This window comes from Pirellulales bacterium, assembly GCA_033762255.1.
Taxonomy (GTDB): Bacteria; Planctomycetota; Planctomycetia; order Pirellulales; family JALHPA01; genus JANRLT01.
Genome location: JANRLT010000029.1, coordinates 104,011 through 126,454, shown reverse-complemented (window position 1 = coordinate 126,454; position 22,444 = coordinate 104,011). Strand labels below are relative to the sequence as shown.

The 22,444-nt window shown below is 55.4% G+C and carries 12 protein-coding genes; 4 read left to right on the top strand and 8 right to left on the bottom strand.

What is annotated here, in order from left to right; genetic code table 11:
- Positions 1–21: 21 nt before the first annotated feature.
- The 5 genes from SFX18_08870 to aceE form a co-directional block, all read right to left on the bottom strand.
- Positions 22–972: a hypothetical protein gene (locus tag SFX18_08870; protein ID MDX1963252.1), complete on the bottom strand. Its 951-nt coding sequence runs from the start codon at positions 970–972 to the stop codon at positions 22–24.
- A gap of 351 nt (positions 973–1,323) precedes the next feature.
- Complete coding sequence (locus SFX18_08865) at positions 1,324–2,142, bottom strand: ABC-2 family transporter protein (GenBank protein ID MDX1963251.1); 819 nt, start codon at positions 2,140–2,142, stop codon at positions 1,324–1,326.
- A gap of 75 nt (positions 2,143–2,217) precedes the next feature.
- A complete protein-coding gene (locus SFX18_08860) occupies positions 2,218–3,024 on the bottom strand; it encodes a PHB depolymerase family esterase (GenBank protein MDX1963250.1) in 807 nt (268 codons plus the stop codon).
- 268 nt (positions 3,025–3,292) lie between these two features.
- On the bottom strand, positions 3,293–4,642 hold the full coding sequence (locus SFX18_08855) for a 2-oxo acid dehydrogenase subunit E2 (GenBank protein ID MDX1963249.1): 1,350 nt from the start codon (positions 4,640–4,642) through the stop codon (positions 3,293–3,295).
- 320 nt (positions 4,643–4,962) lie between these two features.
- Entirely contained in the window at positions 4,963–7,869 is a 2,907-nt protein-coding gene (gene aceE / locus SFX18_08850) for a pyruvate dehydrogenase (acetyl-transferring), homodimeric type (protein ID MDX1963248.1), read from the bottom strand.
- A gap of 587 nt (positions 7,870–8,456) precedes the next feature.
- On the opposite strand from aceE, the gene SFX18_08845 reads away from it, so the two are divergent.
- Positions 8,457–10,424 (top strand): ATP-binding protein, encoded by a 1,968-nt coding sequence (locus SFX18_08845; GenBank protein MDX1963247.1) that lies wholly within the window; start codon positions 8,457–8,459, stop codon positions 10,422–10,424.
- Here SFX18_08845 and SFX18_08840 read toward each other — a convergent pair.
- The gene (locus SFX18_08840; GenBank protein ID MDX1963246.1) at positions 10,404–11,729 is read right to left on the bottom strand and encodes an NAD(P)-binding domain-containing protein; all 1,326 of its coding nucleotides are present in this window, start codon (positions 11,727–11,729) and stop codon (positions 10,404–10,406) included. The genes SFX18_08845 and SFX18_08840 overlap by 21 nt on opposite strands.
- A 691-nt stretch (positions 11,730–12,420) precedes the next feature.
- On the opposite strand from SFX18_08840, the gene SFX18_08835 reads away from it, so the two are divergent.
- On the top strand, positions 12,421–13,521 hold the full coding sequence (locus SFX18_08835; GenBank protein MDX1963245.1) for a hypothetical protein: 1,101 nt from the start codon (positions 12,421–12,423) through the stop codon (positions 13,519–13,521).
- Between the two features lie 97 nt (positions 13,522–13,618).
- Here SFX18_08835 and SFX18_08830 read toward each other — a convergent pair whose 3' ends face one another.
- A complete protein-coding gene (locus SFX18_08830; GenBank protein MDX1963244.1) occupies positions 13,619–14,737 on the bottom strand; it encodes a Gfo/Idh/MocA family oxidoreductase in 1,119 nt (372 codons plus the stop codon).
- Positions 14,738–14,876: 139 nt separating this feature from the next.
- Positions 14,877–19,475 (bottom strand): ThuA domain-containing protein, encoded by a 4,599-nt coding sequence (locus SFX18_08825; protein MDX1963243.1) that lies wholly within the window; start codon positions 19,473–19,475, stop codon positions 14,877–14,879.
- Between the two features lie 470 nt (positions 19,476–19,945).
- Between SFX18_08825 and SFX18_08820 the strand changes: the two genes are divergently transcribed.
- Complete coding sequence (locus tag SFX18_08820) at positions 19,946–21,112, top strand: DNA-binding transcriptional regulator (protein ID MDX1963242.1); 1,167 nt, start codon at positions 19,946–19,948, stop codon at positions 21,110–21,112.
- A gap of 531 nt (positions 21,113–21,643) precedes the next feature.
- Positions 21,644–22,432, top strand: coding sequence for a GntR family transcriptional regulator (locus SFX18_08815; GenBank protein ID MDX1963241.1), 789 nt, complete (start codon positions 21,644–21,646; stop codon positions 22,430–22,432).
- Positions 22,433–22,444: the final 12 nt, after the last annotated feature.

Sequence of the window (22,444 nt, the reverse complement as noted above, 5' to 3'; positions counted from 1 at the left end):
GGCGGCCGTTTGAAATCAACATTATTTGCGTGACTTGCGGAATAACCAGCCCAGGGCTAATGCCAATCCACCACAGAAATATGCCGAAGGTTCGGGAATAAATTCCACGCCCGTGAACGAACCGGGTAGAAACGGGACATTGACGCCGCCTGGATTATGAGTTGGTAAATTTCCATCCTGGGAATAAGTTACTCCAGGTGCGGGCGTAGGAGATGTGCTTGTTAACCGATTGCGATGATAGGCAAAAGGGGTGAAAGCCGTGGTTCCGCCAGGCGTGACGCCATTGATAGTGATGGTAAATTGACCAATCAACACTTCCCAGGAATTGGGGCGCACCTGCGACGGTCGCGAGTAATCATTTGGAGATAAATTGTCCAAAGAATATGGTTGTATAAAACGCCAATTATACGCGCGAGTCATTCCTGCAATATGAACGCCACCCACAAAATAATTGGCCAGGGATGGAAATGCCACATTTGCGCCCCCTCCGGAAATTATATACCGCTCATCCGCGCCCCAGTCCAAGATCCCATCAGTATTGTATACAACGCCAGGTAGAGAGCTGTTGGGGGCCGCCACGCCATTATTATCCCGCTGCAAATCACCGGTAGTGTCATTGTCGGTTGCCACGCGCAGCGGGTTTGGAAAACCAGGAGTCGAATTAATTCTATTAACAGGAGCGCGACTGGTCACTCCGCTGCCAGTGCCAGGAAGAATCGCCCCTCCCCCGGTATTGGTACTATAGATTGACAGAACGCCCGATGAGATCGACTCATTCTCGAAGGTATCATCACCCCCTTGATCAATCACCGCGTACAGATTGGTGAGATATGTCCCGACTTGGGCTGGCTTGGTGCGGGTTCCATCGGCGAAACGCAGATCATACGTCAAGATCGCCTGTGCATCGGTGGGGTGGAAACAGAGACCCGCGGCCAATAGACCGCAAACCAACGACAATTTTTGCCAACTCATGAGCGTACCCCTGTTTGCAAGTTGAAAATCAGAGACTACAAGACGTTGTTTATTAGGACGCTACGTATTTTAGCTGCTGAAAACTTTACCGCAATGAATTTTTGGCTTTTGCTGACGTGGTTCTTGCCTTAACCGAATTCTCATATTAGCCGCATCATGCTATGTTCAATCAAGTTTCCAACCGCCGCTAGCGCGGTTCTGCTGATGATACCCCGCATCAGATCGTAATTGGTAATTCCGTAATTCGTAATTTGTTTGGCACAGTCTTCTCCGTGCAACTCGGTCTTCCCTCGGCTTCTCCCTGATAAATGCATGGGTGATTGCAATTCCCCTCCCCGCCATCTACTCCTGTCAACTACTCGCGCTGCGGTAGCTAATTAACGCCCGCAAAAAGACCCACCGGGACACGGCCAGGCTGGCCACGACCGCCAACAGGGCAAATCCCGCCAGCCAGGCATTCTCCGGGGCCAGGGGCAAAGCGACTAGCCGGGCGGGGACGTTGATTACAATGAGCACCGGGATCAGGTAGGTAAACACCACGCGCAGGGGACCACCCAGGGGGCCGGCGTAAATCTCCATGGGATAGCGCGAAAAGTTGGTGATATAAAACCAAAAATCGTATAAGTTTTGATTACGCCCCAGCCAGACGCTGCTGGCCGCCAGCACAATGGTCAAACTGTACAAGAGCGCCACCCCGCAGAGGATGTATACCGGATACAGCAGCCACGCCAGCGCGGGGACTCCCACGGACAACCGCGGCACCGCGAACGCCAACAGGCCGATGCCAAATACAAAATTGACCGCGCTCGACCAGTCCCACTTGGCAAAGCTGACCAAAAACTGCGTGTCGATCGGCTTGGTCAGGGCAAAATCCAACCCACCCGTCCGCACCAGTTCGCTAAATTCCTGGGTATTGGGCATGAACACGACCTCGACCAGGCTATTGACCAAGAGCGACGTCGCCAGAAACACAAAGTATTCCATTTTTCCCCAGCCGGTCGCCCGGCCGATGGAATCAACATACTGAAAGATCAGCCAGAAGTAGCCGAAATTCATGAGCACCCAGGCCAGCGAAGAGACGCACTGCACCAGGAAGTTGCCGCGAAACGTCAAATCCCGCACTAGCGAATTCCGGGCAAACGTGCCAAAGACGCGCAGGTAATGGGACATGGGGGAGGCGAGAGGCGAGAGATGGGAGACGAGAGATGGCCAGCGGAACGTTATTCTATCCCAAAATGGGACCACTCACTTCTCGGGCAGGGCCTGATCCTTGAGAAATTTCCAGATTTCCTCATTGATATCGACTTTGTCGGTCCAGAGGTGGCCGCCGCCGGCGATTTCTTGATACGTGACAGGATGCCCTTCACGCTGGTATTTATCGCGATTTTCTCGGGCAAAGGCCACGGGAAAGATCGGGTCACGGTCCCCATGCACAATCATCACGGGAAATTTACGCTCGGCCTTGATTCCCCCCAGGGTTTGCAGGCCCAACACCCCGGAATGGCTGACCACGGCGGCCACCGTGGTGGAACGCTCTTTGCCAATGAGGTGGGCAAAGTAGCCGCCGTTGGAAATTCCCAGCACATAAATCCGCCGCGAATCCACGGCATAATTGGTCGAGATCTGGGCGACAAGCTCGTCAAAAAAAGCGAGGTCGGCGGCGACCTTGGTCGGCTTGATACCCCAATGTTTTTCCAGGGCGTTGGGATAAGCGATGAGAAATTTGTGCTTTCGGGCCGTGTCGTTGAGCTTGGAATAGCGCGGCATCAGGTCCTTGCTATCGATGGCCATGCCGTGCAGGGCCACGACCAACGGCGCTGGCTGGGTTAAATCGACGCTATCGGGAATAACAAGGCGATATTCGCGGGTTTGCTTTCCCACGACCACGGACTTTGCGGCAAATTCCCCGGCCCGCGGCGATTTTGCCAGGGGGGGCGATGCGGGCTTGGCGGGTGCGGGTTTGGCCGTTTCGGCGCTGGCGGCTGGTCGCCACGTGTAGCAGACAATTAACGCACAGCCTATACAGCAGAGAGTGAACACGCGGTCCAGCATCCGGTTTCCTCATAAAATGCTTGTTACAATGCTACGAATGGCAGCGGGGACTTTTCCATGAAAATCCGCGCTCATCCGTGGCTAAAATTCTTGCTTGAACAGGAGGTAGCAGAGGTAAAACCCTATCTCCATGCTCTGCTCTCTCCGCTGCCTCCTGTTTAAAAATCTGTTGCTTGGTAATACGGCGGCGAGGAGTCGCATAATATAATAAACGCAGTTCGACAATGGTTGTCGTCTTCTATAAAGCTGCGTTGCCCACTGCACCGGGTCACTGCGCCAGCAAGAGTGGACCGGGGCTTTGCAAATAGCCGATGACGTCCGTCAAGAACCGCGCGGCGGCCGCGCCGTCCACCAGGCGGTGGTCATACGTCAGACTGAGCGGCATCATCAGCCGCGGCTCGATTTTCCCATCGTCGGTCACAATGGGCAACTTGCGCGAGCGGCCCACCAGCAGGATCGCCACCTCCGGCGGATTAATAATGGGCGTACTGTACGTCCCCCCTATGGCCCCTAGATTGCTGATGGTAAACGTGCCGCCGGTCATTTCCTCCGGTTTGATTTCGCGCTTTTTGGCCCGCTCGGCAATGCCCGTGATCGCCTGCGCCAGTTGGGGAATGGACAGCCGATCCACATCCCGGATGACCGGCACCATCAGGCCATGCTCGGTATCGACCGCCACGCCCACGTTGACGTAGCCTTTGTAAATGATCTGGCCCGACTCCATATCCAGGCTGGCGTTGATCGTCTTATGTGTTTTAAGCGAGAGGGCGACCGCCTTGATCACAAACGCCAGCGCGGTCAGCTTGATCGGCTGGCCGCTAGCCTTGTAATGGTCGGCGCTGGCCTTGCGGATGCGTTCCAGCTCGGTCACGTCGGCGTCGTCAAAGTTGGTAAGTTGCGGAATGGTCTGTACGCTGTAGACCATGTTGGCGGCGATGGTCTTGCGCATGCGCGAGAGTGGCTCGCGCAAGATGGGCCCAAAGCCGTCACGTTCGTTATAGCCGGGAGTCGCCGTTGACAGGCCCACACCGGAGAGATTGGCATGTCGAACCGCGGCGATGACATCCTCGCGCAGGATGCGGCCATCCGCGCCGGAACCCGCCACGCGGGAGAGGTCCACGCCCAGCTCTCGCGCCAGGCGGCGTACTTCGGGACCGGCTGGTGCGGCAAGGGCCGTGCTGGATTGGCCATTGCTGGCCACCGCGGTTGCCGGAGCCGGTGTTGGTGGAGGTGGGGCAGGGGGGGGCGCTACCGGAGCGGGTTTTGGCGGAGCGGGACGGGGAGCGGTCGCCGTGGCCACGGGAGCCGGTTTTGCGGCGGGCTTGGCGGCAGTGGCGGGCTTGGCCGCGGCCGCGGGTTTGGCGGCGGGTTTGGACGCGCTCGCGGCGGCGGGTTCATACTCGAACACCGGAGCGCCGATATTTACGGTGTCACCCGCCTTGACCAATATTTTGGTGATTTTGCCCCCCTCTTTGAGCGGCACGGCCACAACCGCTTTGCCGGTCTCGACCTCAAGCACATCCTGATTGGGGGCCACGATATCCCCCACGTTTACCAGCACGCCGGTGATGTCGCCAGAGTCGATATTTTCGCCCAAGTTGGGAAGTTTGAATTCCATGTCGCGGGTTGGTGTCAAATAAGGGAAGGGAGGGCTGAGATTGTGTCCTGAAAGCTACAAATATTTTAGCACGGAGGCACGGAGTGGAATACCGATGTATATGGAGTAGATTCATCTGCGAAAATCCGTGTCCATCCTGGCAAAGATATTATGAGCCACGGATATGCACGGATAATCTAAAAACGACAATCACTCAATCAAAACATTAAAATTATTCGTTTTTCTAGGTATTCTGTCTGCTCCGTGCACCTCTGAATTTTTCTCCGTGACTCCGTGATCCTGTCTTATCAGTATTTCAACATGCCAAATTGTCGTGAGCCTCACGCAAAAAACGGGTCCGCCTTTTCTGGATCAATGCCCAGATCGCGGATCGCCGCGGCAACTTCCGCGGTACTAAACTGGCCATTTTGGGCCAGGCGGTACAGCGTGGCCACGGCGATACTTTCGGCATCGACTTCAAAGTGCCGACGCAAAGGGGCGCGGGTCTCGCTGCGGCCAAAGCCGTCCGTTCCCAGGGTAAATAATCCCCCCGGAACCCAGGGGTCGAGTTGTTCCGGCACGCCGCGGACATTGTCGCTGGCGGCGATGAATACTCCCGTGGCCCCGGCGATGGCTTGTTCAAAATAGGACTGCCGCGGTGGCTGGTCCGGGTGAAACATGTTCCAGCGGCGCGTGGCGTGCGCGTCGCGGCGCAGTTCCTTATAGCTGGTGACGCTCCAGGCGGTACTGGCGACGTTGTATTTCTCGGCTAGGATTTTTTGCGCCCGTAGGACTTCGTTCATGATCGCGCCGCTGCCAAAGAGCTGCGCTTGCAGGGGTTGTCCCTCACCCCGACCCTCTCCCCCAGGGGGTGCGACCGTGCGGAATTTGTAAATCCCCTTAATAATCCCTTCCTCGCAACCGGCGGGCATGGGGGGCTGCTCGTATTCCTCGTTGCCGATCGTGATGTAGTAAATGGCGTCCTCGCCCAGTTGGTACATCTTTTTCATACCGTCGAGGATAATCACCGCCAACTCATAAATGAACGCCGGATCGTAGCTGCGCACATTGGGATAGGCGATGGCAAAGAGGTGGCTGTTGCCATCCTGGTGTTGCAGGCCCTCCCCCGCCAGCGTTGTGCGCCCCGCCGTCCCACCCAGCATAAAGCCGCGGGTCCGGGCATCGAGCGCGCACCATACCAGATCGCCAATCCGTTGAAACCCAAACATGCTGTAATAAATAAACATCGGGATCATCGGCACACCATGGGCCGAATAGCTGGTTCCGGCCGCGATAAAGCTGGCCATCGACCCCGCCTCGGTGATCCCTTCCTCCAAAATCTGCCCATCCACCGCCTCGCGATAATAGGCGATCTGGTCAGAATCCACCGGTTCGTACAATTGGCCCGTGTGGGCGTAAATTCCGACCTCGCGAAAGAGCGAATCCATGCCAAAGGTGCGTGACTCGTCCGGGACGATCGGTACGATATGCTTGCCAATGGTTTTGTCCTTCATCAATTCCCGCATTAACCGAACCGCCCCAAATGTCGTGGCGTTGTTGGTGCCGGCAAATTTATCAACAAAGGATTTGTAGGTTTCAAAGGCAGGCGTGATCAGCGTGGGAAGTTTCTCGCGCGCGGGACGGGATGGCGAAGGCCCCCCCAGGGCGGCCCGGCGCTCGCGCAGGTAGCGCATTTCGGCGGAGTCCTCGGCCGGTTTATAGAAGGGCGTCTTCGCCACATCCTCATCGCTAATGGGAATCGAAAACCGCGTGCGAAATTCGCGCAGTTCCTCTTCGTTGTACTTTTTCTTTTGGTGGGTCATGTTGCGGCCTTCGCCCGCCTCTCCCAGACCGTAACCCTTGATCGTTTTGGCCAGGATAACGGTGGGTTTGCCCACGGTATGCACGGCGGCGTCGTAGGCGGCATAGACTTTTTCTGGATCATGGCCGCCACGATTCAGCTTCTTGAGTTTTTCATCGCTCAAATTACCGACGAGTTCCAGCAATTCGGGATATTTGCCAAAAAAGTGCTCGCGAATGTAAGCGCCGCTTTTGACGATGTAGTTTTGATATTCGCCATCGATGACCTCCCCCATGCGCTGGACCAGCAGGCCGGACTCGTCCGCCGCCAACAACGGATCCCAGTGGTCTCCCCAGATGACCTTGATGACGTTCCAACCCGCGCCGCGAAAGGCTCCCTCTAGCTCTTGGATGATTTTACCATTGCCGCGGACCGGTCCGTCCAACCGCTGCAGGTTGCAATTGATCACAAAGATCAGGTTGTCCAGTTCTTCGCGGGCGGCCAGGGTAATCGCCCCCAGGGTTTCGGGCTCGTCACATTCGCCGTCCCCAATAAAACACCACACTTTTTGCTGGCTGGTGTCCTTAATCCCGCGGTCCTGCAGATACTTATTAAAGCGGGCCTGATAGATCGACATGATCGGCCCTAGGCCCATTGATACCGTGGGATACTCCCAAAATTCGGGCATGAGCCAGGGGTGGGGATAAGAGCTGAGCCCTTTTCCCGGTCCGCCGCGCAGCTCGCGGCGAAAATTCAGCAGGTGTTCCTCGGTCAGACGGCCTTCGAGGAACGCGCGGGAATACATTCCCGGCGCGGCGTGCCCCTGGTAATAAACCTGATCGCCGGAGTAATCATCCCCCCGACCTCGAATAAAGTGATTCAGCGCGACTTCGTACAAGGTGGCGGAACTGGCAAACGTGCTAATATGCCCCCCGACCGAGCCATCTTCCCGATTGGCCCGCACGACCATGGCCATGGCGTTCCAGCGAATAATGCTTTTGATCCGGCGCTCTAACTCGCGATTGCCCGGATAAATCGGCTGTTTATGCGCGGGAATCGTGTTGATATACGGTGTGTTGGGCGTAAACGGCACTTCCACGCCCAGGCGGAGGGCCGCTTCTTCCAGTTTTTCCAGTAAAAACTGGACGCGTTCAGGCCCTTTGCTTTGCAGCACGTAATGCAGGGATTCTAGCCATTCCTCGGTTTCCAGGGGGTCCAGGTCCCCGACAGGCAAAGAATCTTCCTCGGCCGCCTCTTCGGCTTCTAGGGCCTCGGTGGCGGCGTCAATTTCCCCTTCCAGCGATTCGGTGGCGTCCTCCGCCACGGCGGCGATGCCAGGTTGGGGGTCTTCGCCATCGCCACTGGTCCGGCCATTCGACGGAGCCAGATCATGAGTGCCATTCAAGGCTGACGGTAGCGTTTCTTGGTCAAGTTCGCCGCTCGGCATAGCGTCAGGTCCAGAAAAGGTAAAGTTGAAAACTACGTTTAAAGTTTTTTGTGTATATTTATATAATCCGGCGGGTGGCTGGTCGGGATAATAGGTAAAACCGCGATTATCCTAGAATTTGGAAATTGCGTAAAGGGGGGTCAATCTTGCCAATCACCATCCCCGTGGCGGCCAGAAAATTGGTAGCAATTCCTGGCGAGCGGGCCGACAGTGGTTAACGACTTTTTTATTTTAAATAACTTTACTAAACGAAGGTTTGCGGATATTTATTCAGGATGTCCTCATTCTACTTGCGCGATCTTTTGAGGATCAAATGTCGCTATTTTAATCGTCAAAAGGGGAGTAAACCCTCGGGATGTAAATAAAAAAAGATGATTTGCTAATTCGGCCTTACCGCCACAGGTAATCAATAGTGTGAAAATACCTCCTAACGACACATTGATTATTACAACAATAAAAAAAATCCCTTTAAAACCCTACAATCCGCAAAATAAACGCAATCGCCCTGCTCTGAGGTAATTACAACCTACAGTTATTGACACACGTCTTGTAGTGAGCAAATTTGAACCAGCCCGTGTTTTAACTGCATGATTTTTGGGTTTCTACGTTCGCTTAAACAAAACTACCCCAACCCCACTGGCGGGGGGGCTTGGATGGCCCTGGCCGTTGCTTGTGCGGGATTTATTCTGACCGACCGGGTCTTATTGTCCCTGGCTCAACAGCAACAATTGCAAACCCAAGCGAAACTGCTGGGGGCAACTTCAGAGGCAATTCTCCAGCAAGCGGATCCCCGGGCAGGGGAAAAAGTCTTCCAATCGCTTAAAGATCATCCGGCAATAGCCGCCGCGGCGCTCTATGATGCTAACGGAGCATTGTTGGCCAGCTATCACCAAAGTGGACCAAAGCCGGTAGGGAACACAAGCCAAACGGCCCAGTCGCATATTAAAAGTCCGCTGGAATACAATCATACAATCACACTAGCGGGCCAAACGGCGGGTTACCTCTATCTGCGGGCGAATGGCAACGAGTTGTCGGGCCGGATGACCAAATATTATTTGACCGCCAGCGGCGTGGTGATGTTGGCATTGGTGAGCGGGGTGGGGTGGGGGTATATCGTACACAAGTGGAAATCAGGCGTGGGCTTTTTCCACAAGTTCGCAAAACCCCATCCACGGCACAATGACGATCCGCGACGCGACCTGTCAGATTCCCTGGAAAAACTGGAGTCGCGGGTACGCGAGCGGACCGCTGAGCTAGAAAACCGTCAGCGAGTGTTGCTGGCGGCCAAAGAATCCGCGGAATCCGCCAATCAGGCCAAAAGTCTGTTTCTGGCCAACATGAGCCACGAAATTCGCACGCCCATGACCGCCATCTTGGGTTATTCGGATATGTTCTTGGTGGAAGCAGACAGTCAACTATCGATAGAGCAGCGGGAATGGCTGGCCACGATTAAAAAAAATGGCGAACATTTGCTCAGAATCATTAACGACATTTTGGATTTGTCAAAAATCGAAGCGGGACGGATGGAAGTAGAGTTGATTCCGACCGCGACCGCAGCTTTTTTTGCGGAGACGCTGGCCTTGGTGCGGGTGCGGGCCGAAGAAAAAAATCTGTCGCTGCAATTGGCCTATCAAGGAAAAGTGCCAGGGGTTTTGCAAACAGATCCGCTGCGCGTGCGTCAAATTCTCATTAACTTAATCGGCAATGGGATCAAATTTACCGAGACTGGCGAGGTCAAGGTTGAAATTTCTTGCGAACGGGATTTTGCCAACCAGGGGACTCTACGCATTAACGTCAGCGATAATGGCATAGGCATTACATTGGCCGAGCAAGCCAAATTGTTTGAGCCCTTTGTCCAGGCTGGTAATTCAATGACGCGCCTCTATGGCGGAACGGGCCTGGGCCTGACCATTACCCGGCGGCTGGTCGAATTGTTGGGCGGAAAAATCCATGTATCCAGTTCCGCTGGCAAAGGGAGCGTCTTTACGGTTTATTTGCCCATTGGTCCGGTGGACGATAGCCAAATGCTATGCCTGGCCGACCCTTCCAACCCCTCCGCGCAGTTAAATCCCTTGCTGGGTTCCTCTATCGCAACTCCAGCGACTCCCTTTCCCGCCTTAGCCGGAAGCAAGATTCTGGTGGCGGAGGATGGTCCCGATAATCAGCGCCTCATTTCGTTGATTTTGAAAAAAGCGGGGGCGGATATCACCCTGACCGACAATGGATTGCAAGCCGTGCAGGCCGCCGTGGTCGCGCGCGATATGGGCATGTCGTATGATTTGATTATCTCTGACATGCAAATGCCCCTGATGGATGGCTACACCGCCGTCCGGCGACTGCGCTCGCTAGGATTTACTTGTCCCATTGTCGCCCTTACCGCCCATGCCATGATTGGCAATCGCGAGGAATGCCTGGAAGCCGGTTGCGACGATTATGTTACCAAACCGATTCACCGGGAAAGTTTTTTACGGGTATTAAATGATTTACTGCAACCGGCGGGAGAGAATCCGGGGCAAGAGCCCCCTGGGCGGGTTTTAACCGTGCAAACGATCTAAAATTTTTGTGAGCGTGCGCCGATAGGAAAAATGCTCCACCTCCAGGCGATGACGGGGGGTATCCAAATAACGGATCCCATTTCCCAGATCGGACAGATTCCTAATCTTTAAGTCAGCGAACCAAGCCACGCGCCGGGGGGCTTGGTCGCGCAACTGTAAATAGCGGGCCATAATTTTCATTTGCAAGTCGGTTAGTCCCCATTGGCCGCTGTCCGGTTGGATCATGCCGGCCATGTATAAGCTGTCATCCGTGGGATGAAAAGCGTGCAAATACAGGCGTGGCAGGCCATCCCGCATATTCAAGCGGGCGGGTTCAATAAATGGAAACACCGCTTGATAACCCGTTGCGCAGATGACCATGTCCACGGGCAATTCCTGGCCATTGGCAAATACCACCCCCGTGGCTGTAAATTCCCGCACGGGACCGCACGGGGTAATATGCCCATGCCCCACCTGATAAAGCAACTGCGAGTTGACCAGGGGATGGCATTCCCAAGGTCGGTGATCGGGGGGTGGAAAACCAAAGCTGGCGGGCGTGCCCAGCGCAATGCGGGAAATCGATTGGCTGATCAGTCGCCTGATCCCGAGGGGGACCCGCCACCGCAAGAGCCATTCTCCCCAGACATCCGCGGGAATGCCGCGGATGAATTTGGGCAGGAAATGATAACCCCGCCGCCAACTGAGCCAGCAATGGCGCGCGTGTTGCGCCGCATCCACGGCGATATCACAGGCGGAATTTCCCGCTCCGATGATCAACACCCGCCGATCATGTAATTGCGCGGGGCATTTATATTGCGCCGAATGCAGCCATTCCCCCTCAAATTTGCCCGGAATCTCAGGCCACTGGGGAATTTGATGATGGCCGCTGGCCACCACGACGCCCTCAAAATCATGACATTCACCCCCATGCAGCCAGACCCGCCACGGTCGGGAGCCTTCCCGCCGCTCGACTTGGCTGACTGCTTGACCGTAGCGAATATGCGGCAATAGGCCAAAATGCCGAGCATAATCCCTAAAATAAGTCAGTGCCTGGGAATGATGCAAATAAGGGGGCAACTCTCTATCCAGGGGAAAATCGGCAAATTCAGTGAGTCGCTGGGAAGAGATCAGATGGGTGTTCAGGGCGACCCGTCCCGAGGGCGAGGCATAATTCCAGACCCCCCCCAAATCCGCCGCGGCCTCAAAAGCCACCGCCGAAATATCCGCCCCCAGCAAATTTCTTAATGCCGACAAGCCAGAAGGGCCTGCGCCAATAACGGCATAGCGGGGAGGGGTGGGGGGCGAGGGAGGGGGGGACAAAGACATAAAACCTGAAGCACGAGGCAATCTGGGCAATATCGTAGTTATCCCAGGACTCTCTCCGGGCGCAAATGGGGATGCCTTGGCAAAAGTGGAGGATGACCTCTTTTGCCATCCCTTGTTAGAACAACTTTCGCAGGCATCTTATTTATTCTTATTCGATAGAATAACTATGAACTAATTTGATTGAAGATATTACTTTTTGTATAGGTAAATCGTCTGTTAAACGGCAAAAACCTGTCATTTATTGCGGAATAGCGCAAATACAAGTCAATTTGATTTTTTTAACATAATTCTTATATTTTTAGCCTTGACTGATTTATTATTTAGGAAAATACTATATTGCATCAAGCAGATATCACTTGTGTCCCACACACGCTCAGCGGACGCGTGATTTCTGGCGGTAGTTTGGGTTATTCCCTGGTAGCGGGGTCCATGATACGCCCAGTACCGTCAATTCTCAATTTTTCGTGTGGCAGCAGATGCCAGACGAGAATCAAACGCATCCGTGCGGTTGGACCACCGGTTCGGAAAAAAATTGATGATTTTTTCGGTTCTTGCCGGAAAATGAGTCTGTCCCCTTGTTGCTGGCGGTGTATGAAAAAAGAGAGCAGTTTATTTTGATTATTTATTTGCCAATTGTGTTGTCGGCAGTTGGCGAACTTTACCTCCATTTTAGCCGGAATCATTACCTCGGATGAGAAAAGTATCCGCCATCACCACGCGCCGCACTTCCCTGCAACGGGATTTCGCCGCCCAAGTCAAACAGTTGCAACAAATCTCCCAATTGGATCTCAATTTGCCCCTGGGTAATTGGGTTCTCTGGCCGGAGCGCAACATGCTGCGTCCCTTGCTGCAGCGCTCCCTCAACGACATTTTGCATTCCTCGGTCGAGGAATTGTTGGCTATCCCTAGTTTGGGACCAAAAAAACTGACCATCCTGATGGGGGTATTGCGCCGGATTGCCTCGGACCAGGGGCAGGTGTTGCCACGTTCCCTGGCCCCGCGTAAAGCGGCTAGCGGGGCCCGCTCGCGGTCGGGCCGGGGAGGCGCGGCGGGGGGCTTTGTGGATTGGCAAAAAGTGTCCGATATGCAGTGGCAGGCCTGGGGAGAACGGGTGATGGCCTCTGGTTTGGCTGACGAACCGGTCGTGCATGTCGTCCCCCAGTTAAATCAAATTCCCACGGTCATCTGGACGACGCCGCTGGCGGAATACTGCCAAGTCTCCCTGACCGAATTGAGCCAATTGCGCACGCATGGTCATAAGCGAATCAGCTCCATCTCGGTGGCGATTCAGGCCGCCGAGCAAATGCTGACCCTCGCCCAGCAAAACGGCAAAAAATTAACGCGATTTCGCTTGCCTGAATTTCTCAAATTGGAAGAATGGGCGGAGCGCGAAGAGCGGCGGGGTAAAAAGCCGACTCACGAATGGATCACCATGCATTTGCTGGAGCCACTACTGGATCAATTGGCGCTAGATGTGCCCCCGTTAACACACAGTATTTTATGCGAGCGGATTGGTTGGAAGTGCGCCGCAACCCCGGTGGTGCAAATCGCCACCCGTCTGGGGATGACCCGTGCTCGGGTTTACCAGCATTTTGAAATGATCGCCAAGGTACTTAAACTGCGCTGGCCGGAGGGCAAAGCGATCTGGCGGCATTGGCAAGAGCGTTTGGGCGAGGACGAGCATGAATCGGGTAAGAATGGCAAGGCAAAGACAAAAGCGGCCATCAACTCTAGTGTGAAGGAGTGCTACGATTTGGCTAGCGTGATTTTTTATCCGCCCGACGAGGACTAATTTTAAGTAAAAAAACCATCCTGGCATTGATCCGCCAGGATGGTTCTTGCATTTTGGGATTGTGGTTGAGTTAATTGAGCTAAAACCGGTGTATAACCTACCGCAGCGTAAACTCCGGCAGGGGAACGATTTTTCCCCCTTCGAGCGCTGATTGATGCGCGCAAATCCCCACGCAGGTCCAGTTGGCCGAGGTGGTGGCGTTGGGCCGGGGGTCGCGATTGTCGATTAAGGCCCGAATCATCTCATTGACCAGGTGCGGATGCGAACCGCCGTGACCCCCTCCCTGGATAAAGCTCAGATGCCCGGCATCGTGAATTTCGCTAGGGAGCGTGAACTTGCGAATCGGTTCGGGAAGTAAATGCGCAAAGTCGGGAACGGAAATTTTGGCGGGAATTTCCGGTTCGGGCTTTTTTGCCGTGTGCAGCACGTGCGGCTCATGCTCGATGAGCGTCCATTCAAAGCTTTGTTTGGTGCCGTACACGTCAAAGCTCTCCCGGTATTGCCGCGCCACATCATACAAAAACCGCCAGATATGGGCGGTAACGTCGCTATCCAGCAATTTGATGTGGCAGGTCTCGACGGCGAATTTATTGCCGGACTTTCGGGCAATGTCATCCCGCACGGTCCCGCTGCCAAAGCAGCTAACATATTCCGCCCGCGAATTCATCAGCCCCAGGCACGGGCTGACGACATGCGTGGCATAGTGCATGGGGATCATGCGCTCCCAATAATCGGGCCAACCATCCATGTCCTGCGGATGCGACGCCGCCAGATGCTGGATCTTGCCCAATTCCCCCCGTTCATACAGATCCTTGATAAACAAAAATTCGCGGCTGTACACGACCGTCTCGGCCATCATGTACTTTAAGCCCGTGGACCTGACCAGGTCGCAAATTTCTTGGCATTCTTCTATGGTGGTCGCCATGGGGACGGTGCACATTACGTGCTTACCCGCGCGTAACGCCGCGATCGACATCGGAGCATGATCAGGGATCGGCGAATTAATATGCACAAAATCCACATGTGGATCCCGCAACACATCCTCATACTGGGTGTAGCGCGTGGATATGCCAAAACGGTCTCCGACCTGCTTCAGCTTTTCGCTGTTGCGCTGGCAAATGGCGGCAATTTCGGCCTCGGGATGGGCCTGGTAGATTGGGATAAATTCCGACCCAAAACCCAAGCCAACCAGGGCGACGCGGACAGTTTTTGCCATGAGAGTATGAGTGGTTAGTGTAGTGTGGAGAGTGGTTAGTGGATTGTGTGGAGTGGAGAGTGATTAGCGGAGAGTGGTTAGTGGACGAGCGCGATGAATTCCTTCGCCTGCCAGCCCCCCTCCTAATCACTCCCCGCCCTTAGGGGCCTTCCACGGTAACGGCAAAGATCAGCGGGGCGGTTTCGCGGGATTCCTTATTAAACTCTAGCGATTCGATACGTTCCGCGCGTTTCGGCTCGATCCGCAAATACCGGATTTGCTTTCCCTCGGCGTCCAGGGCAAATTTTGACCCCGACACATCGACGCGGCGGATATAATCGGCAAAGTGCACGCCATTCTGCAAGGGATGGTCCTCTGTTTTTCCATCAGCGTATTTGATGCGCACGCTCATCGCAACTGATTTTTCCTGGACATAAGGATATCCCCAACCACTTACGCCGCTCAGCAGGTGGATCGCCCGGGCGGGGCTATTGCAGGGAATGCTTACGCTCTGTGGCATGGCGGGAGGAATCATCCCTTCGCTACCCCGCAGCATGACCACATTTTTCACGCGGTCCCCTTGCGGATCAATCAGGCTAAAGTCCACCCCTTCCACCTTTACGTTTCCCCAGGCCGGCAAAACAATCGTATCCCCGGCCCCCTCTTGGTCAAAAAACAGACTGCGAGTACTGACCGCGTTGGCCACGCGGTTAAGCGGCAAAGGGAGATACTTGCCGCGGGTTGTGAGAAATTCCAGTAAATCCGTCATTTGTTCAACGGAAAGCTGCTTTTCAAACCCCTCCGGCATCAGGGACTTATTTGTCGCGGTTAACGAATCGATCTCGTCCCGGGGAATCGCCAGAGGCTTGGCCTCGGTGTCGATGATTTGGATCGAACTTTGCGACTCCGCCGCCAGCAGGCCGGTATACACCAGCCCGCCGGTGGTTTCGACCGTGTATTGGCGAAAGTTGGCCTCCACGCTGCGGCTGGGGTCCAGAATTTGCGTCAATAGTTCATGCTTGGGATGCACGGCCATGCCGGTTAAATCAGGGCCAATATTGGCCCCTTCACCGCTATGGCGATGACACTTGGCGCAAATTTCCTTAAACAGTTTTTGCCCCCGCGCTGCATCCCCCGTTAATTCCGAACTGGCATGATAGGCCCGGATGACCACCTCGCGATCGGGATTAGGCAGGCCCCCACCGCTGGCCAGCAGCTTCTTGGCCCGCGCGCCCAACGCTTTGTCGGGATGGTTGGCCAGCGCCTGTTGTTGATCCAGTGATAAATCGCTGACGAGCACGGATCGCTCCTCGAGTGCCGTGAGCAACGCTCCGGCCGTGGCTCCCCGCTTTAATAATAGTCGCATCGCGGCCGCTTTGGTTTGCGGCGGTAAACGGGGCAAACGAGCGACAATTTTTCCACCCAGGCTGTCCTGCGTGGATGTGGACAAGATGCCCAGCAGTCCCTGCGCCAATTCGGGCGGATGTTGCGGCTCGATCCAGCGCAGCACTTGATCCAGCGTTGCCTCATCGGTCGGCTGCAAATTCAAAAGTTCTTGGGCGGCGGCCACGCGTTGGGAATTTTCCTTTGTCGGATCAGACAATATTTTTCCCCACGAATCAGCCAACTGCCGCGTAAAACCGGCAAAACGCACGCTCCCCTGGCGCACCCCCCAGCGAATCAGTTGGGATTGTCCTTCCGCTGAAAGTTGCGGCAGCAAATCCAACAAAGTTTGTTCCAAGTCCGCCGGGAAACTAAGGGTATAGTCCCGGGGCCAGCCCCGGCATATTCCCGTAAGGAGGGCTTCTTGCGCGGCGGAGTCTTTACCCGCCAGGGATTTGACCATTTGTGCCAGGGCCGCGGCGTCGGGCTTTCCCTTGGCCCAGTGTTCGGCGACGATTTGAATCAATTCCGGGTTGGGCAATTTATTTGCCGCGACGGAGGGTTCTTTTTGTACCGCGGACCGAGCGGCTACGGCCTGCAAGAATGGCGCGGCCTGCCGCGCCGCGGCACAGGTAAAGGCCTCGCTCAGCCAGCGATCCGCCAACAGCGGAGCATCCGCCAATAGTTTGGCCAAGGCGTCACCCGCGGCTTGGGACTCGGGTTGATCGGCCAGGGCCAATAATGCCGCCAAACGGACCTGTGGATGTTCATCAGTCAAGACATTCGCCGCTAAAATCAGTTCCACGGCACGTTCCGCGGAGGGCAAAACTTGCAAGATCGCCCGACGGACCGCCGCGCAGGGGTGGGCCAGCAATTTTTGCACAAATGCCGCGTCCCACGGGGTGTCATTCGCCCATTCGCCTAATCCCGCCAGCGTCCAAACCGCGTGCAGCGCGCCGGCATTTAGTCCAATGGCGTCCAAGTCCCCCCGCAAGGCCAGTTCGCGTAATTGGGGGCGTAAATCTTGCAGATTACGCTCTAAAATCAATCGCTGCGCCTGCCTCCGCCAAAATAAATTGTCGTTCGCCAGCGCGGCCAGTAATTCCCCCGGTGTGGCATTGTGCAAATTCAAGTCCGGCTTGTTCGGCGAGGCTTTCTCTTGGTCCCCGGCTTGATACACCAGCCGATAAATCCGCCCATGCCGTTTGTCGCGCAAATCGCTTTCATAGGCGTTTCCCTTGCCGGTTTTAAAGCCCGCCGGGGTGGGATTGTGCTGCACAACAAAGTTGTACCAGTCTAAAATCCACACGTTCCCATCGGGACCGACCTCGGCCATGATCGGGGCCGCCCATTCGTCGTTGCTTTGGACTAGGTTGAATAGGTTTTTGCTGGTAAAGCCCGCGCCGCGCGGAGTGATGACAAAGCCACCGACTAACTTGCCCGTGGGCTCGCACACAAAAGCGGTCCGATTCCACCAGGAGGCGGGATAGTTGCGCGCGGTGTAAAGCGCGTGCCCCGCGCCGGCGGTATAACCCCCGTGCTGGTCGACTTGGCGGATTTTGTCGCTACCCGTGGTGACAAACAAATGCGTGTCCGCCATCCGTGGACTCATCAAGTCCGGCGTCCAGCCGCGCACCGCCTCGTAATAACGATTGGGAATGGGTAGGTAAACACTCGGATTGCGATTGGCGGTGGAGCCAAACAGATACCCTTCTTCGGAAAAGCCGATCCCCCAGGTGTTGTTATCCGTCGAACGGAGAAATTCAATTTCGGCCACCTCCGGGGAATCGCCAGGGGACAGCTTGAACCGAAAAAAGCCCATCCGAAAGCCGGGCGTGGCAACAGGTTTTTGGCCGTTTTCACGAGTAAGCACCGGATGCGAGTCATTGTATCCCTGCATGGCGTAAATCCAGTTGTCCGGTCCATAGACAAAGTTGCTCACGCCGCCATGCGTATCGCCGGCATTCCAACCAGTGATCAGCGTTTTACGCTCGTCCGCCACGTCGTCTCCGGTGGTATCCCGCAGAAATAGCGTCTCGGTGGCATTCTGGACCAAGGCGCCGCCGCGCACGGGTAAAATCGCCGTGGGTATGCTTAACCCCTCGGCAAAGACAGTAAACTTGTCGGCGATGCCATCTTGATTGGTGTCTTCGCAAATGCGGATCCGGTCCCGCCCCTGTCCAGGTTTTTGTAGCTCATTGGGATAATCCAGCGTTTCGCAAATCCACAACCTCCCCCGCTCGTCCCAATTCATGGCGATCGGTTTATTTAAAAAGTTTTCCTCGCTGGCGTAGAGCTTTAATTCAAAGCCGACCGGGGTTTGATATCGCAGGAGGGATTCCGCCGGCGGCAGGGGATCCTGCATCAAGTTAAGAGCCTGACCCAATTCGCCCCAGCGTTTGGCATCGGCGCGGTAATTGGGGATCTTGGGGCCGACATCTTGATAGGTTGGCTGGGTCAAATCTGTACGCGGGGCCGTTAATTTTGGTACCGGGAAATACGCAGGATCCCGAAACGCCGGAACCAGGGAGGGGTCTTGTCGACATACCCAGCGGATCCCGCGTTCAACCAAATTGGTAAATCCGGGATTAGTCCAGGTTCGTTCATCATGCCCCCACGCTGTGTAAAATACGCGCCCTTTTTCCTGGGTGCGAATCCAAGTCCACGGCTCCCCCTTTTGGCCATCTTGAGTGGAGGAACCAGGCTTTTTGGCGGGACTATTGGCTTGGTCCGCGCCATAGCGATATTCCAGGATCACACGGTCGCGGTCATTATGTTTTGTATGGACGTAAGTTTCGTCCCAGCTTTCAAATCCCTCATACCCCACTAGCGGATCTTGGGGAGGTTGAACGGGCTCCACACGAAAAGTTCCCGTTCCATGCCGCGAAAATTGACCTCCCACCAGCGCAATGTATTTCTCGGAGTTCAAAAAACAGAAACTGGCACAGTGCAACGCCACCAGGCCCTTGCCCGATTCGACATACTGCAACAAAGCCTCTTCGGCGGCGGCATCCAATTTATCGTGATTGGCATAAATCACGAGTGCATCGTACTGATTAAGCAGCGGCAAATTCAGATCGGCCAGGTTCTTGGTATACGTGAGCGCGATTTCTCGCCGGCCCAACGGACCCTGCAACTGTTTGTACAACATCTCCGGCCGATGATGGCCGTCGTCCCCCAAAAACAACACGCGTAGCGGAGCAGGCTGCCCTGCCGGGGGAATCGCGGGAACAAGATTTGCAGCGGTGGAGGGAGAACGGGTATCTTGGAGTGGTTCAACCGCCAGCGCTGCCCCACCCATCACAGTAAAGCTCGCCAACAATAGCAAACAATTCCGCAACAACCTCACAACTGGCGTCGGGTAGGGGAGGCGCATAAATCATTCCTAAAAGAGTGCGATTGGACAAATGTTGGGCGTGCGATATCGGTGGGCGCGGAAATCCCGCGCGTGGCGCCTCAATGATGTTTTTTTACCACATGCCCCTGTCCTGTGGCGCATCATGACAAGCGTCAAGTTGCTCCCTCGACATACCGGATCAAGTAAGTTGTTGCTCCCCCCAGCCGTACGAAAAAGAGTGTTCCGCCATGTGCAGCTTCATGGAACAGCGGAAAATCCTATAGTTATCGCTCGGTGTGGCATAATTACAACAAGTCATTTCACTCTAGCAATTCAAATATGGACCTCCAAGAGTTTTCTACCATTCGGTGAAAAATATTTGTAAAATTGAATTTGCCGATGTCAGAAAACATGATTTTCGTTATGTTTTTGTACTATAGTTGAGATAGGCTTTGTGGCTGCCAGGATGACCCGTCCTGCTACTCCCCGTACAGCAATTCCTTTGTGTTATGTACCGCCGCCGTGCCATCGCCTTGTTGATCGAAACCTCCAACGGCTACGCGCGGGGGTTGTTGGCGGGCGTTTTGAATTATGTGCGGCACCATGACTCTTGGTCGTTGTATCTGCCAGAGCAGGACCGGGGTGCCGACCCTCCCCCTTGGCTGGCTACTTGGGCGGGGGATGGCATCCTGGCCCGTATCGAAACCCCCACAATTGCCGCGGCGATCCGCCAGACAGGCTTGCCGGCCATTGATCTGAGCGCCGGCCGGCACTGGACCGAAATTCCCTGGGTGGAATCAGACGATGAGCGGGTCGCGCAACTGGCCGTGGATCATTTTCTTGAGCGGAATTTTCGCATCCTGGCCTGCTGCTCGGTGCCGTATTTTAATTGGTCCCGGTGGCGGGCGGAGCATTTTTTGGCCCAGGCGGCGGAGCATGCCAGTTCCACGCAATTGCTGCAAATGCTGCACCGCCAAGAAGTTGGGTATGACTGGACCACCGAACGGGAGCGTCTGGCCGAATGGTTGCGGCAACTTCCCAAACCCGTGGGAATTTTCGCCTGTTATGATATCTTGGCCCAGCAAATTTTGGATGTTTGTCGCGATTTAGACCTAGCCGTTCCGGAGGAAGTGGCGGTGCTAGGCGTGGATAATGACGAACTGATCTGTAATGCCTGTGACCCGCCCCTGTCCAGTGTGAATTTGGATCCTGAAAAAACCGGTTACGAAGCTGCGCGGCTGCTGGACGAATGGCTGCAAGGAAACCGCCCCGCCGCGGAGGCGCATTTGATCCCCCCCTTGGGCGTGGCCAAGCGGGACTCGACGGATATTATTGCCATTGCCGATCCGGTGGTCGCGCGGGCGTTGCGATTTATTCGCGAACATGCCTGCGCGGGGGCCAAAGTGAACGATGTGGTGGCCGTGGGGGATTTGTCGCGTCGGGTATTAGAGAACCGGTTTCGCAACGCCACGGGCAAAACACCGCATGATTTTTTGGTGCATTTTCGGCTGGAGCGGGCAAAGCAGTTGTTGGCGGAGACCTCGTTGACGTTAGCCGCCGTGGCGGAACGAGCGGGCTTTGGCCATGCGGAATACCTGAGCACGGTCTTTCAAAAAATGTTGGGAACCAACCCCGGAGCCTGGCGTAAAAAACAACAGCGGGGACCAAAGGAATAGCCATACCACTTCACGAGGTTGCGTTTCTTAAGACGTTCCCGCTTTGGTGCGAGTCCGTTTCGCAACTCCCTTTTTTTTCACGCCGCTTAATTTCTAATTGTTCCGCCTTCATCCCGTAGGGTAAAAGCTCGTAGCCGGTGGTGGAGCACAGCAATACCACGGGAAAGTTATTCACTGGCCTATACCGGCGACCTCCCGTCGCCAATCTGCCCGTAGCGGCGAGTTGTACTCGCTATTCTGCCCGTAGCAGCGAGTTGTACTCGCCCATCCTTTGAAGCGGCGACGGGACATTGCCCGTACGGGGATTCGGCAAAAGCTGTTGCCATTTTCCACGGCATTACCAAAATTAATTCCTTGCATTCACTGAAATCTCAGTTATACTCCACAAACAAAACGAGCAACCAGTCCGGGAGGCCGGTTGCCGCCGTCTGGGGGAAGAATTCGCCGCGTGCCGTCACGAGGCGGGGGGCCATAGCCCGCTCATCAACGGACGGTGGGCTTTTCGTTAATCGCAAAAGGGAGAGCGGTAGTATGTCCGGTGGATTGCGCGCGGCGCGGCCGCAACAGCGAAAAGTCGGCAAGCAGCGGCCAGGAACCGCCGGGGAGTCCCCCGCGTTGCCCATACCCCGCGCGGTGCCCAAGGACCACATCCCGTCTGAATCGCGCGCCGTGCCTGGATCACGCGCGCTACTAAAGGACCGCGCCTATGACGCGATCAAGTCGCGGTTGCAGGACGCGCGCTTTCCCGCCGGCACGCTCCTTTCGGAACGGCAGTTGGAAACACTGCTGGGCATGAGCAAAACGCCCATCAAGGCCGCGCTCGAGCGGCTAGAACAAGAGGGTTTTGTCACGATTTCGCCCCAACAGGGGATTTTGGTCCGCGAGCTTTCCATTCAGGAAATCGCGGATCATTTTGAACTGCGCAAGGCCCTCGAATCTTACGTGGTCGCGGCGATTACCGGAAATCTCTCTTCCCGGCAAACCGCCGAGATTGAGCGTAATCTGCGCCAACAAGTTCAGGCAGCGGCTAAGGGGGCCGTCGCCCGTCTGGTCGAATTAGACGCGGAGTTCCACTTGCTGCTCTTTCGGGTCTTTGGCAATCAGGCGATGTTGGATTGTCTGCTGACCCATCGAGAGCGGATGCAGCGGGTGATCTTTCAAGTCATGTCCCAGGCGCCGGGGCGTTTGACGGCCGCGGTGGCGGAACACGAAGGGATTTTTGCCGCGATTTCCGCCGGAAAATCGCCGCTGGCGGTCAAGTTGCTCCGGCAGCATTTGGATTATGGCAAACAGTATTTAGTCGCTTCTCGTTGGTCTTAAGGGAGATTTTAT